This is a genomic window from Pseudomonas sp. PA-4-8C, from assembly GCF_021606625.1.
Classification (GTDB): domain Bacteria; phylum Pseudomonadota; class Gammaproteobacteria; order Pseudomonadales; family Pseudomonadaceae; genus Aquipseudomonas; species Aquipseudomonas lactis.
Genome location: NZ_WKCD01000117.1, coordinates 1 through 15,543 on the forward strand (window position 1 = coordinate 1; position 15,543 = coordinate 15,543).

Here is a 15,543-nt window from a genome sequence, read left to right on the forward strand (position 1 = left end):
GGTCTGGCCAGCCCTGTGTGTCGGCGCGACCCTGCACCTGCCGCCCGCCGCGATTGGCAACGAAAACATCGATGAGCTGCTGGCCTGGTGGCTGGCACAGCCGTTGGACGTGAGCTTCCTGCCGACGCCGGTGGCCGAATACGCCTTCAGCCTGCCCCAGCAGCACCCCACGTTGCGCATCCTGCTGATCGGCGGTGATCGCTTGCGTCAGTTCAGCCAGGAGCGGCGCTTTGCGGTGGTCAACAACTACGGCCCCACCGAAGCCACGGTGGTTGCCACCTCCGGCCGCGTGCGGGCCGGGCAGGTGTTGCATATCGGCCGGCCTGTCGCCAATGCCACCAGCTATGTGCTGGACGCGCACCTGCGCCCGGTACCGGTGGGTGTGGCCGGTGAACTTTATGTGGGCGGCAGCGGCGTGGCGCGGGGTTACCTCAACCGTGCCGAGCTGACGGCCGAACGCTTCCTGCAAGACCCGTTCAACGCTGGGCGCATGTACCGCACCGGTGACCTGGTGCGTTGGCTGCCCGATGGCAACCTTGAATACCTGGGCCGTAACGACGACCAGGTAAAACTGCGCGGCGTGCGGGTGGAACTGGGTGAAATCGAAAGCCGCCTGGCGGCACTGGACGGCATCCGCGAGGCCGTGGTGCTGGTGCGCGAAGGCCGCCTGCTGGCCTGGTTCACCGAACAGCGCCCGCTGCAGATCGAGACCTTGCGTGCGCACCTGCAAGCCCAGCTTCCCGAGGCGCTGGTGCCGGTCGCCTACATGCGGCTTGACCAACTGCCCCTGACCGCCAACGGCAAACTGGATCGCAAGGCACTGCCGCAGCCAGACCAGTGCGCCTTGCTCAGTCGTGAATACCAAGCCCCCCAAGGTGACGTCGAAACCACCCTGGCGCGGCTGTGGGCCGAGGTGTTGCAGGTGGAGCAGGTGGGTCGCCATGACCACTTCTTCGAACTGGGCGGCCATTCATTGCTGGCCGTCAGCCTGATTGAGCGCATGCGCCAGGTCGGCCTCAGCGCTGATGTGCGCGTGCTGTTCAGCCAGCCAACCCTGGCCGCGCTGGCCGCCGCTGTCGGCAGTGGCCGCGAAGTGCAGGTGCCGGCCAATCGCATCAGTGCCGATTGCCAACGCATCACCCCGGACATGCTGGCCCTGGTGAGCCTCGACCAGTCGGCCATCGACCAGGTGGTGGCCCAGGTGCCGGGAGGCGCTGCCAACGTGCAGGACATTTACCCGCTGGCGCCGTTGCAGGAAGGGATTTTCTATCACTACCTCACGGCGGCGCAGGGCGATCCTTACCTGCTGCAATCGCATCTGGCGTTTGACAGCATCGAGCGCCTGCACGCCTTTGTGCGCGCCCTGCAACAGGTGATCGACCGCCACGACATTCTGCGCACCGGGGTGGTGTGGGAGGGCCTGGCACAACCGCTGCAAGTGGTGTGGCGCCAGGCGCAGTTGTGCGTACAGGAACTGCACCTGCAAGGCGACGTACTCGCCGGCCTGCACGAGCGCTTTGATGCGCGGCGTTATCGCCTGGAAATCAGCCAGGCGCCGTTGATCCGCCTGATGTATGCCCAGGACCCGGTCAACCAGCGCGTGGTGGCGGTGTTGCTCTATCACCATATCGTGTTGGACCACACCGCCTTCGACGTGGTGTTGCGCGAAATGCAGGGCCACCTGTTGGGCCACGCCGCGCCCACCGCCGCGCCAATGCCGTATCGCAACTATGTGGCCCAGGCGCGCCTGGGTGTCAGCGAACAGGAGCATGAGCAGTTCTTCCGCCAGATGCTGGACGATGTCGATGAGCCAACGCTGCCGTTCGGCTGGCAGGACGTGCGCGGCGACGGCAATGCCATCGACGAACATACCCTGCAACTGGACAGCCCGCTCAACCGCCGCCTGCGCAGCCAGGCGCGGTTGCTGGGGGTCAGCGCTGCCAGCCTGTTCCACCTGGCCTGGGCACAGGTGCTGGCCGCAGTATCGGCGCGCCATACGGTGGTGTTCGGCACGGTGCTGGTGGGCCGTTTGCAAGGCGGCGAGGGCGCCGACCGCGCCCTGGGCGTGTTTATCAACACCTTGCCGCTGCGCCTGGATATCGACGACCAGGGCGCCCGCGCCGCCGTGCGGGCCACCCATGCGCGTCTCACCGAATTGCTCGGCCATGAACACGCCTCCCTGGCCTTGGCCCAGCGTTGCAGTGGTGTAGCGGCCCCGGCGCCGTTGTTCAGCTCGATGCTCAACTATCGCCATCGCGGCGCCGCCACCCGCTCGGCGGATGCGCAATTGGCGTGGGAAGGCATGCAGACTTTGGTCAATGACGGGCGCACCAATTACCCCCTGACCCTGAACGTGGACGACCTGGGCGACGGCTACGCGTTCACTGCCCTGGCCCAGGTGGATGCGCAGCGGGTGTGCGGCTATATGCATAACGCGTTGAGCGGCCTGGTCGAGGCTCTTGAGCAGGCGCCGCACCAGGCGCTGAACCGCCTGCCGGTGCTGGGACTGCAAGAGCGGCAACAACTGCTGGTGCAGTTCAACGCCACCGAGGTGAACTACAACCTCGACCAGACCCTGCACGGGCTGTTTGAAGCCCAGGTTATGCGCACCCCGCAGGCCGTGGCGGTGAAGGCCGGCGAGCACACCTTGAGCTACCAGCAACTCAATGAACGCGCCAACCGCCTGGCCCATCACCTGCGTGACAGCGGTGTGCGCCCGGATGCACGGGTGGGCATCTGCGTCGAGCGCGGCCTGGACATGGTCATCGGCCTGTTCGCCATCCTCAAGGCCGGCGGTGCCTATGTGCCGCTGGACCCGGCGTACCCGCCAGAGCGCATCGCCTACATGCTGCACGACAGCGCGCCGGTGGTGGTGCTGGCCCAAAGCGCCACCCGCGCTTTGCTGGGTGACGCGGTGGTGATCGACCTCGACCACAGCACCTGGCAGCACCAACCCGTCACCAACCCGCCAGTACCGGGCCTCACTGCCCGGCACGCGGCCTATGTGATCTACACCTCCGGTTCCACCGGCCAACCCAAGGGCGTGATCAACGAACATGCCGGGGTGGTCAACCGCCTGTTGTGGATGCAGGACGCCTATGGCCTCAAGGCCCACGATGCGGTGTTGCAGAAAACCCCGTTCAGCTTCGATGTGTCGGTGTGGGAGTTCTTCTGGCCGCTGTTCACCGGCGCACGCCTGGTGATGGCGCGCCCTGAAGGGCACAAAGACCCGGCGTACCTGTGCGAGGTGATCGCCGCGGAGCACATCACGACCCTGCACTTTGTGCCGTCGATGCTCGATGTGTTCCTGGCCCACGGCGATATCAGCCAAGCGGTGGGATTGGTGCGGGTAATGTGCAGCGGCGAAGCGCTGCCGGGCAGCCTGGTGCGGCGTTTCAAGCAGCAGTTGCCGGGGATTGGCTTGTACAACCTGTACGGGCCCACCGAAGCGGCAGTGGACGTGACGGCCTGGAACTGCGCCCGCCCTGAGGTGCCGGACAACACCCCGATCGGCAAGCCGATTGCCAACACCCGCCTGTATGTCCTCGATGGGCAGTTACAGCCGGTGCCGTTGGGCGTGGCCGGTGAGCTGTTCATCGCGGGCGTGCAAGTGGCGCGGGGTTACCTCAACCGCCCTGAGCTGACCGCCGAACGCTTCCTCGACGACCCGTTCACCCCGGGGCGCATGTACCGCACCGGTGACCTGGGCCGCTACCTGCCCGATGGCACGCTTGAGTACCTGGGTCGCAACGACGATCAGGTCAAGATCCGTGGCCTGCGCATCGAGCTGGGCGAAATCCAGGCGCGGCTGATCGAGCATCCGGCGGTCAAGGACGCCGTGGTCGTCGCCCGGGACCAGCGCCTGGTCGCGTATTACACCGGCGTGCCCACCGATATCGACAGCCTGCGCGCCCAGCTGTTGCAGCACCTGCCGGACTTTATGGTGCCGGCGCTGTTCATGCACCTGGACGCCTGGCCCCTGAGCCCCAACGGCAAGCTCGACCGCAAGGCCCTGCCCGCACCGGGTATGGACGCCTTGCAGGTACGTGAGTACGCGGCGCCTGAAGGCGACACCGAGGTCCTCATGGCCCAGCTCTGGGCCGAGCTGCTCAAGGTGGAGCGGGTAGGGCGCCACGACAACTTCTTTGAACTGGGCGGGCACTCGCTGCTGGCCGTGAGCTTGATCGGGCGCCTGCGCCAGGAAGGCATGGAAGCCGATGTGCGCGGGTTGTTCGAACAACCGACCCTGGCCGGCTACGCCGCAATGACCGAACGAATGGAGATCGTCCTGTGAACATCCTCGAGCTGCTGGCAACCCTGAAAACCAAGGATGTGCAACTGGCGCTCAAGGGCGAGCAGTTGTCGGTGAACGGCAACAAGCACGCCTTGAGCGACCCGGCGATATTGGCCGCCTTGCGTGAACACAAGCCGGCGCTGATCGAACTGATCAAGGCCGGTGAATACACCGCGACCAAAGCCGGTGAGGTACAGGTGCCGGCCAATGGCATCCCGGCCACTGCCGAGCGCATCACCCCCGCGATGCTGACCCTGTCGACCCTGAGCCAGGACGAGATTGAGCGCATTGTCGCCACGGTGCAGGGCGGCGTGGCGAACATCCAGGACATCTACCCGCTGGCGCCGTTGCAGGAAGGCATCCTGTTCCACCATGTGAGTGCCGAGCAGGGCGACCCCTATGTGATGCAGTCGCAGTTCGCCTTTGACAGCCTTGCGCGTTTCGATGCCTTTGCCCAGGCGCTGCAACGGGTGATGGACCGTCACGACATCTTGCGTACCGGGATGGTCTGGGATGGCCTGGCGCAACCCTCGCAAGTGGTGTGGCGCCAGGCGCGCCTGCCGGTGCAAGCCTTGATGCTGGACCCGGCCGACGGCGATATCGCCGCGCAACTGCATGACCTGTTTGATGCCCGCCACTATCGCCTCGACGTCACCCAGGCGCCGTTGCTGCGCCTGGTGCGCGCTGAAGACCCGGCCAACCAGCGCATCGTCGCCACCCTGTTGTTCCATCACATGGCGCTCGACCACAGCGCCCTGGACGTGGTGTGCCACGAGATGCAGGCGTGCCTGTTGGGGCAAGGCGCGGCCCTGGGCCAGGCCGTGCCGTTTCGCAACTATGTGGCGCAGGCGCGGCTGGGGATCAGTGAGCAAGAGCATGAACGTTTCTTCCGGCAGATGCTCGGCGATATCAGCGAGCCTACCTTGCCGTTCGGTTTGCAGGATGTGCAAGGCGATGCGCGCGGTATCGCTGAAGTCAGCCTGCCATTGACGCCGGCATTGGCCCAGCGTTTGCGCGTACAGGCGCGCCAACAGGGCGTGAGCGCTGCCAGCCTGTTTCATCTGGGCTGGGCTCAAGTGCTGGCGGTGTTGGCCGGCAAGGCCCAGGTGGTGTTCGGCACCGTATTGATGGGGCGCATGCAGGGCAGCCATGCCACCGACCGCGCCCTGGGCATTTTCATCAATACCTTGCCGTTTCGCGTGGACGTGGACGCCCAGGACGTGCGCACCGCCGTCAAGGCCACCCACTCACGGCTGACCACGTTGCTGCGCCATGAACACGCGGCGTTGGCCCTGGCCCAGCGTTGCAGTGGCGTGCTCGCGCCGACGCCGCTGTTCAGCGCGCTGCTCAACTATCGCCACAGCGCGTCCGCCGCCAGCGCCGAGGCCGTGTCGGCGTGGCACGGCATCACCGCACTGCGCGCCGAGGAACTCACCAACTACCCGCTGACCCTGAGCGTGGACGACCTGGGCGAGGGCTTCGGCCTGAGTTTGCTGGCCAGCACCCTGGTCGACCCTCAACGCGTCTGCGCCTACCTGCACACCGCGCTGGAAAACCTGGTGAGCGCACTGGAACAGGCCCCCCATACCGCGCTTGACCAACTGTCGGTGGTGCCCGCTGCCGAACAGCGTTTGCTGCTGGAACAGTTCAACACCACCCAGACCGTCTTCCCCCAAGGCACCACCCTGCACGGCAGGGTCGAAGCCCAGGCCGCGCTCACGCCGCACGCCATCGCCGCGGTGCATCAGGGCCGGCAACTGACCTATGCCGAACTGAACCAGCAAGCCAACCTGCTGGCCCATCATCTGTTGGCACTGGGGGTCAAGCCCGACGACCGCGTGGCGATTGTGGCGCGGCGCGGCCTCGATACCCTGGCCGGGTTGCTGGCGATTCTCAAGGCCGGTGCCGGTTATGTGCCGGTGGACCCGTCCCACCCGGCCGAGCGTCTCCACTATCTGCTCAGCGACAGTGCGCCGGTAGCCGTACTCACCCAACACGCGTTGCTGGAGCGCTTGCCGGCGCTGGATGTGCCGGTGATCAACCTCGACCGCTTCACCTGGCAGCACCATTCGGCGAGCAACCCCACAATCGCCGTCGGCCCGACGAACCTGGCCTATGTGATCTACACCTCCGGCTCCACCGGCTTGCCCAAAGGGGTGATGGTGGAACACCACACTGTCGCCAACCTGGTGGACTGGCATTGCAGCGCCTTCGACCTGCGCGCCGGCCGGCACACCGCCAGTGTTGCCGGTTTCGGCTTTGACGCGATGGCCTGGGAAGTGTGGCCGGCGCTGTGTGTGGGCGCCACCTTGCACCTGCCACCGGCCCATGAGGGCGGCGAAGATATCGACGCACTGCTGGCCTGGTGGTGCGCGCAGCCATTGGACGTGAGCTTTCTGCCGACGCCGGTGGCGGAATACGCCTTCAGCCAGAACATCGAGCACCCGACCTTGCGCACCTTGCTGGTCGGTGGCGACCGCCTGCGCCAGTTCGGGCGGGCGCAGCGCTTTGAGCTGATCAACAACTACGGGCCCACCGAAGCCACGGTGGTGGCCACTTCCGGCAAGGTCGAGGCGGGCCAGCCGTTGCATATCGGCAAGCCGATCGCCAATGCCAAGGTCTACGTGCTCGACCCACACCAGCGCCCGGTGCCGCTGGGGGTGGCGGGGGAGTTGTACGTGGGCGGCAAAGGCGTGGCACGCGGTTACCTCAACCGCCCGGAACTGACCGCCGAGCGTTTTGTGCGCGACCCGTTCAATGCAGGGCGCATGTACCGCACCGGTGACCTGGTGCGCTGGTTGCCGGACGGCACGCTCGACTACCTGGGGCGCAACGATGACCAAGTGAAAATCCGTGGCGTGCGCATCGAACTGGGCGAAATCGAAACCCAGCTCAACCAATTGCCCGGCATCCTGGAAGCAGTGGCGGTGGTGCGTGAGGAACGGCTGGTGGCCTACTTCACCGAAAACCCACAACTGGACCCGCTGACGCTGGCCGAGATTCGCGCCCACCTGGTGGCGCATCTGCCCGACTACATGGTGCCTGTCGCGTTCATGAAGCTCGACGCACTGCCACTGACGGCCAATGGCAAGCTCGACCGCAAGGCCCTGCCGGCGCCGGACATGGCCGCGGTATTTACCCGCGAGTACGCCGTGCCCCAGGGCGAAATCGAAACCGTGCTGGCGCAGATCTGGGCCGACGTGTTGCAGGTGCCACGCGTGGGGCGTTACGACCATTTCTTTGAGCTGGGCGGGCATTCGCTGCTGGCCATGCGCATGGTGTCTCAGGTGCGCCAGCGGCTGGGCGTCGAATTGGCGCTGGGCGACCTGTTTGCCAACGCTGAACTGGCGGCGGTCGCCGAGGTGCTGGCCCAGGCCGGTCGCAGCACCTTGCCGGATATCTTGCCGGCCAACCGTGATGACGACGTGCCGCTGTCCTTCGCCCAGCAACGCCTGTGGTTCCTGGCGTTGATGGAAGGGGCCAACACCGCCTACAACATTCCCATCGGCCTGCGGTTGCGCGGGCAGTTGCATGTACAGGCGCTGCAACGGGCCCTGGCGCGCATTGTGGCGCGGCATGAAACCCTGCGCAGCCGCTTCGCCCAGCAGGGTGACCAGGCCCAGGTGCTGGTCGTGCCGGCCGAAGAGGTGTTGGCGCTGCAAGTGCAGGACCTGCGTCGCCACCCGCAGCCGCAACAGGCCCTGGACGCGCTGATCCACGGCGAAGCCTCGGCACCGTTCGACCTTGAGCGCGGCCCGTTGCTGCGCGGGCGCCTGGTGGTGATGGCCGATGATCACCATGTGCTGTTGCTGACCCTGCACCATATCGTCTCCGACGGCTGGTCCATGGGCGTGCTGACCCGCGAGCTGATGGCGCTGTACCAGGCTTTCAGCCACGGCCACGCCGACCCGCTGCCGCCCTTGCCGATCCAGTACGCCGACTTTGCCGTGTGGCAACGCCTGTGGCTGAGCGGCGAGGTGCTGCAGCGCCAAAGCAGCTACTGGCAACAGGCGTTGGCCGGTGCGCCGGCGTTGCTGACCTTGCCCACCGACCGCCCGCGCCCGGCGCAGCAGGACTACGCTGGCAGCAGTGTCGAAGTGCGCCTGGATGAGCGCCTCACCGCCGGGCTCAAGGCCTTGAGCCAACGCCATGGCACCACCTTGTACATGACCTTGATGAGCGCTTGGGCTTCGCTGTTGGCGCGCTTGTCCGGGCAGCCCGAGTTGGTGATCGGCACGCCGGTGGCCAACCGCATGCGCACCGAAGTCGAAGGGCTGATTGGCCTGTTCGTCAACACCCTGGCGCTGCGTATCGACACCTCGGGCGAGCTGAGCACCGAGGCATTGCTGGCGCGGGTCAAGGCGCTGATCCTGCAAGCCCAGGCCCATCAGGACTTGCCCTTCGAGCAGGTGGTGGAAATTACCCGGCCGCCGCGCAGCCTGGCCCACAGCCCACTGTTCCAGACCCTGCTGAGCTGGCAGGACAGCAGCGCGCCGACCCTGGCCCTGGGCGACCTGGCCCTGGAGAGCATTGTCGAGCACAGCCATTTCGCCAAGTTCGACCTGTCGTTGAACCTGGGCGAAGTGCAGGGCAGCATCCTCGGTGCGCTGGAATATGCCGTGGCCCTGTTTGACGAATCGACGATGCAGCGTTACGTCGGCTACTTCACCCGCGTGTTGCAGGCCATGGTCGATAACGACCAGGCAGTGCTGGCGCACGTGCCGCTGGTGGATGCGCGCGAGCGTCGGCAACTGCTGGTGGATTTCAACGCCACTGCCGTTAGCTACAACCTCGACCAGACCCTGCACGGCCTGTTTGAAGCCCAGGTGCTGCGCACGCCCCAGGCCATTGCCCTGAAGGCGGGCGCGCAGCAACTGAGCTATGCCGAACTGAACACGCGTGCCAACCAATTGGCCCATCACCTCCAAGCCCTGGGTGTGCAGCCCCAGGCGCGGGTGGCGATCTGCGTGGAGCGTGGCCTGGACATGGTCATTGGCCTGTACGCGATCCTCAAAGCCGGCGCCGCCTATGTGCCGCTGGACCCGGCCTACCCGCTGGAACGCATCACCTACATGCTGCACGACAGCGCGCCGACGGTGGTGCTGGCCCAGGCCAGCACCCTTGGGTTGCTGGGCGAGGTCCCGGTGGTCAACCTCGATTTACCCACCTGGCAGCACCAGCCCACCCATAACCCGCAGGCGGCCAGCGTGGCGGCCTATGTGATCTACACCTCCGGTTCCACCGGCCAGCCCAAGGGCGTGATCAACGAACACCCTGGGGTGGTCAACCGCCTGCTGTGGATGCAGGACGAATACGGGCTGACCGCCAGCGATACGGTCTTGCAGAAAACCCCGTTCAGCTTCGACGTGTCGGTGTGGGAGTTCTTCTGGCCGCTGTTCACCGGCGCACGTCTGGTCATGGCACGCCCTGGTGGGCATAAAGACCCTGACTACCTGTGCCAGGTGATCGAGGCCGAGCGGGTCACAACGCTGCATTTTGTGCCGTCGATGCTCGACGTGTTCCTGGCTCACGGCGATGTCAGCCAGGCGGCGGGGCTGGTGCGGGTGATGTGCAGCGGCGAAGCCCTGCCGGGCAGCCTGGTGCGGCGCTTCAAGCAGCAATTGCCGGAGGTTGGCTTGTACAACTTGTATGGCCCCACCGAAGCGGCGGTGGATGTCACCGCATGGGACTGCGCGGGTGCCTTGGTGCCGGATAACACGCCCATCGGCAAGCCGATTGCCAACACGCGCCTGTATGTACTGGACGGGCAGTTGCAGCCGGTGCCATTGGGGGTGGTCGGTGAATTGTTCATCGCAGGCGTGCAGGTGGCGCGGGGTTACCTCAACCGCCCCGAGCTGACCGCCGAACGCTTCCTCGACGACCCGTTCACCCCGGGGCGCATGTACCGCACCGGTGACGTGGGCCGCTACTTGCCCGACGGCACTCTCGAGTACCTGGGGCGCAATGATGACCAGGTGAAGATTCGTGGCCTGCGCATCGAACTGGGGGAAATCCAGGCGCGCCTGACCGAGCATCCAGCGGTGCAGGAAGCTGCCGTGATTGCCCGCGAGCAGCGCCTGATCGCCTATTACACCGGCGTGCCGAGCGAGGTCGAAAGCCTGCGCGCCCACCTGCTGCAACACCTGCCGGAATTCATGCTGCCGGCGAGCTTTGTGCATCTTCAGGTGCTGCCGCTGAGCCCCAACGGCAAGCTCGACCGCAAGGCGCTGCCGGCGCCGGGCCTGGACGCGTTGAGTGTGCGCGACTATGAAGCGCCCGTGGGTGATACGGAAATCACCCTGGCCGCACTGTGGGCCGAATTGCTCAACGTGGAGCGCGTGGGCCGGCATGACAATTTCTTTGAATTGGGTGGCCACTCATTGCTGGCAGTCTGCCTGATGGGGCGCATGCGCCGCCTGGGCTTGTCGGCAGATGTAAAAGTACTGTTTGGCCAACCGACCTTGTCCGCCCTGGCCGCGGCCTTGGGCGGTGGGCGTGAAGTGGCGGTGCCGGCCAATCGTATCGCGGCCGATTGCACCCGGATTACGCCGGACATGCTTACGCTGATCACCCTGGACCCCGCTGCCATCGAGCGCATCGTCGCCTGCATCCCCGGCGGCGCGGCCAATGTGCAGGACATCTACCCGCTGGCACCCTTGCAGGCCGGCATCCTGTATCAGCATCGCGCCGTGCAGGGAGACGACGCCTATGTGCTGCAGGCGCAGTTTGCCTTCGACAGCCGCCTGCGCCTGGACGCCTTCGCCCACGCCTTGCAGGCGGTGATCCAGCGCCATGACATCCTGCGTTCATCCTTCCACTGGGACGGGCTGGAGGAGCCGGTGCAGGTGGTGTGGCGCACCGCCTCATTACGGGTTGAAAACGGCCCGGTGCCGCCACGCCTGGACCTCGCCAAGGCACCCTTGATGCGCCTGGTGTATGCCGAGGAGTCGCAACGGGTGGTGGCGACGTTGCTGTTCCACCATCTGGTGATGGACCACATCGCGTTGGACATCCTGCAACACGAAATGCAGGCCTTCCTGTTGGGCACCCAAGACACCTTGGCCGCGCCCGTGCCGTACCGCAACTACGTGGCCCAGACTCGTCTGGGCGCTGAGGACCACGAGACGTTTTTGCGCGAGATGCTCGCTGAGGTCGACGAACCCACCGACCTACCGCACCTGGGCGCCGATGAGCGCGTGAAGGTGAGTCTCGACCTGGGGTTGAGTCGGCGCCTGCGCACTCAGGCGCGTCAAGCCGGCGTCAGCGCCGCCAGCCTTATGCACCTGGCCTGGGCCCATGTGCTGGGCACGGTCTGCGCCCGTGAACAGGTGGTGTTCGGCACGGTGATGCTCGGCCGCCTGCAAGGTGGCGAAGGCGCCGAGCGTGCCATGGGCGTGTTTATCAATACCTTGCCGTTGCGAGTCGACCTGGGTGAACACTCGGTACTGACCGCGCTGCGTGCCACCCATGGGCGCCTGACCCAACTGCTCAGCCATGAACACGCGCCTTTGGCGCTGGCCCAGCGTTGCAGCGGCGTACCGATGGCTACGCCGTTGTTCAGCGTGCTGTTCAACTACCGCCACAGCGCGCCCCAGGCCGGGGGCGTGGCCGAGGCGTGGCAGGGGGTCGAAGTGCTCCAGACCGAGGAGCACACCCACTACGGCGTGTCGGTGAGCGTGGATGACCTGGGTGAAGGTTTCAGCCTCACGGCCATGGGGCAGGGGGCCCGACGCTTGGGCGACTACCTGCATAACGCCTTGGCGCAGGTGGTGCAGGCGTTGGAAGAGCGCAGCGACATCGCGCTCAATGGCTTGTCGATCCTGCCCCAGGCCGAACGCCAGCAACTGCTTGAGGGCTTCAACGTCACGGCCCGCGCGTTCCCCCGTGAACACAGCGTGCAACAGCTGTTCGAAGCCCAGGCCCAGGCGCGCCCCGATGCGGTGGCGGTGCTGCATGGCGAACAACGGATAAGCTATGGCGAACTCAACCGCCGCGCCAACCGCCTGGCCCATCACCTGCTCGGCTTGGGTGTGTGCCCCGGCGATAACGTGGCGATCCTGCTGCCACGCTCGATGGCGTTGTTGATCAGCCAACTGGCGATTCTCAAATGCGCCGCCGCCTATGTGCCGCTGGACATCAACGCGCCGGCCGAACGCCAGGCCTTCATGCTGCAAGACAGCGGCGCCGCCTGGCTGTTGACCGGCAGCGACTGCAGCGTGGAGAGCGCGGTGCAACGCCTGGACCTGGACACCCTGGCCCTCGACTCATACCCCGAGCACAACCCGGGCCTGCCGCAGCCCTCGCACAGCGTGGCGTACATCATGTACACCTCCGGCTCCACCGGCATGCCTAAAGGCGTATTGGTGCCGCACCGTGGCATCACGCGCCTGGTGCTCAACAACGGCTACGCCGATTTCAATCCCCATGACCGCGTGGCCTTCGCTTCGAACCCGGCGTTCGATGCCAGCACCATGGATGTGTGGGGGGCGTTGCTCAACGGCGGTCAGGTGCAGGTGATCGACCACGCCACCTTGCTCGACCCGCTGGCGTTTGGCGCGGCACTTCAGGGCGTGACGGTGCTGTTCGTCACCACGGCGCTATTCAACCAATATGTGCAACTGATTCCCCAGGCCCTGGCCGGCTTGCGTATTTTGCTGTGCGGCGGCGAACGTGCCGACCCGGCGGCGTTTCGCAACCTGCTGGCATTGGCTCCGGGGCTGCGCCTGGTGCATTGCTACGGGCCGACCGAAACCACCACCTACGCCACCACTTATGAGGTGCACGCGCTTACCGCTGATGCCGACAGCGTGCCGGTAGGACGACCCATTTCCAACACGCAGGTCTACGTGCTGGATACGCAGTTGCAGTTGTTGCCTGTGGGGGCGACCGGTGAAATCTGCATCGGCGGCGACGGTGTCGCCCAGGGCTACCTGAACCGCCCTGAATTGACGGCTGAAAAGTTCGTGCAGAACCCGTTCAACCCAGGCGCCTTGCTGTACCGCACCGGCGACCTCGGGCGCTGGAGCGCGGACGGCCTGCTGGAGTGCATCGGGCGCAATGATGACCAAGTGAAGATCCGCGGCTTCCGCATTGAGCTGGGTGAGATCGAAGCACGCATGGCGACATTCGCCGGCATTCGCGAAGGGGTGGTGCTGGCCCGTGAAGACGTGCCGGGGGACAAACGTCTGGTGGCCTATTTCACCTGGGCGGGCGAGCCGGTCGGCATCGAGTCGGTGCGCGCTTACCTGCAGGCGCACTTGCCGGCCTACATGGTGCCCTCGGCCTTTGTCGCACTGGAGCATTTGCCCTTGACGGCCAATGGCAAGGTCGATCGCAAAGCCTTGCCGGTGCCCACGTGGGACGCTGCGGCCAGCGGCACATTCGAAGCGCCAATTGATGCACTGGAGCAGACCTTGGCCCAGCTGTGGGCCGAGGTACTGAAGCTTGAGCAGGTGGGGCGCCATGACAGTTTCTTCGAACTGGGCGGGCATTCGTTGTTGGCGATTCGCCTGGTCAATCGGCTGGAAGAGGCCGGGTTGCCGGTGTCGCTGGCCGAGCTGTTCGAGCATGCCAGCGTGGCCTCGGTCGCGGCGCTGCTGCGCCTGCGCGGTGACGACGTGCTGCCTGAGACGGCGGTGATCACGGTGCGCAGCCGTGGGTCGCAGGCACCGTTATTTCTGGTGCATGAGTTCAGCGGCATGGACGTGTACTTCCCGGCGCTTGGCCAGCACCTGCCGGGCGATTACCCGATTTATGGCCTGCCGGGCCTGGCGCTGGGCGAGGCGCACTTGGACAGCATGGAAGGCCTGGCTGCGCGCATGGTCGGGCTGATTCGCCAGATCCAGCCCCACGGCCCTTACCGGCTGGCGGGGTGGTCTTTTGGTGGCGTGCTGGCCTATGAAGTTGCCATGCAGTTGCTGGGGCAGGATGAGGCCGTGGCGTTTCTCGGCTTGATCGACAGCTACGTGCCGCGCATGACCGACCAGGGCAAAGCGCGCTGGAGCGGGCCGGATGCCCTCAAGCGGCATTTGTTGTTGCAGTGCACGGCCTATTGGAAGGCACAGGGAGGTGTGGATGAGCTGGCGAGCCTGGACCAACTGGAGGCAGGCCTTGGACAGCTGGACATTGCGGCTTTGCTGCAACGCTGTCGCGATCAAGGTTTGCTATACGCGCAAATGGCAGCGGCGACGGACGCCGACCTGTTGAGCTTTTTGCAACGGGAAGTCGGGCATGGGCATGCCCTGGCCCACTACAGCCTGTTCCCGCTGCCGATCCCGGTGCACCTGTTCAGCGCCGAGCAGCGGCCCACCGAACTGTCGCGGCGCAGTGCCGCGCTGGGGTGGGACACCGCCCTGGCGCCTGGGCAACTGCGCCAGGTGCAGGTGCCGGGGGATCACCAGAGCATGATGCAGGCGCCGCATATCCAGAGCCTTGGCCAGGCCATGAGCCAAGCGCTGGCGGCGAGCACCCCGGTGAGTTGCGCGGCGCACTCACCCTTGCTGCGCATCCAGAGCGGGCGCGCCGGCTATGCACCGGTGTTCTGCGTGCCGGGCGCGGGAGACAGCGTCACCGGCTTTGTCGGCTTGAGCGAAGCTTTGGGGCGCGACTGGCCGCTGTATGGCTTGCAGCCACGCGGGCTGGATGGCGAAGCGGTGCCCCATAGCCAGGTGGAAGCGGCGGCCCAGTGTTACCTGGCCGCGCTGGAACAGGAATGCCCCGAGGGGCCGGTGCATCTGGTGGGGCATTCGTTCGGCGGCTGGGTGGCGCTGGAAATGGCGCTGCGCTTGCAGGCGATGGGGCGTGAGGTGGGCTCTTTGACGGTGATCGACAGCGAGGCGCCGGGGCGTGCGAGCAAGGCTTATACCTCGACGGCGGCGTTGTTGCGGTTGATCGAGGCGATGCAGTTGGCGGCTGGGAAGTCGCTGGGGATTGATGCTGTGGACTTTGCCGGGCGCGATGAGGTGGCGCAGCGGCAAGCGTTGCATGGGGGGATGGTGAGTGTGGGGTTGTTGCCAGCGCGTGCGGCGGTGGAGGCGATGAATGGGCCGGCGCGTACTTACGCGGCGGCGTTGCGCACGGTGTATCAGCCGCAGGGGCGGTATGACGGGGTGGTGCGGCTGGTGTTGGCGCAGGACCCGGCGCTGGATGCGGCGGGGGAACCGCGGGGGGCCGGCTCTTATTCACCTCTTGCGCCGGCGGGGGAGACGGGGGAGGGTGGGATTTTGCGTGAGCTGCTACTGTGCGAAGAA

The 15,543-nt window shown here is 66.0% G+C and carries 2 protein-coding genes; both read left to right on the forward strand.

The genetic code is table 11. From position 1 onward, the window contains the following. The coding region (locus tag GIW04_RS17625) for an amino acid adenylation domain-containing protein (protein WP_236479085.1) at positions 1 to 4,294 on the forward strand (4,294 nt) is incomplete at its 5' end. Continuing rightward, positions 4,291 to 15,543: non-ribosomal peptide synthetase (locus tag GIW04_RS17630; RefSeq protein ID WP_236479086.1), on the forward strand; the 11,253-nt coding region annotated here is incomplete at its 3' end. The genes GIW04_RS17625 and GIW04_RS17630, both read left to right, overlap by 4 nt.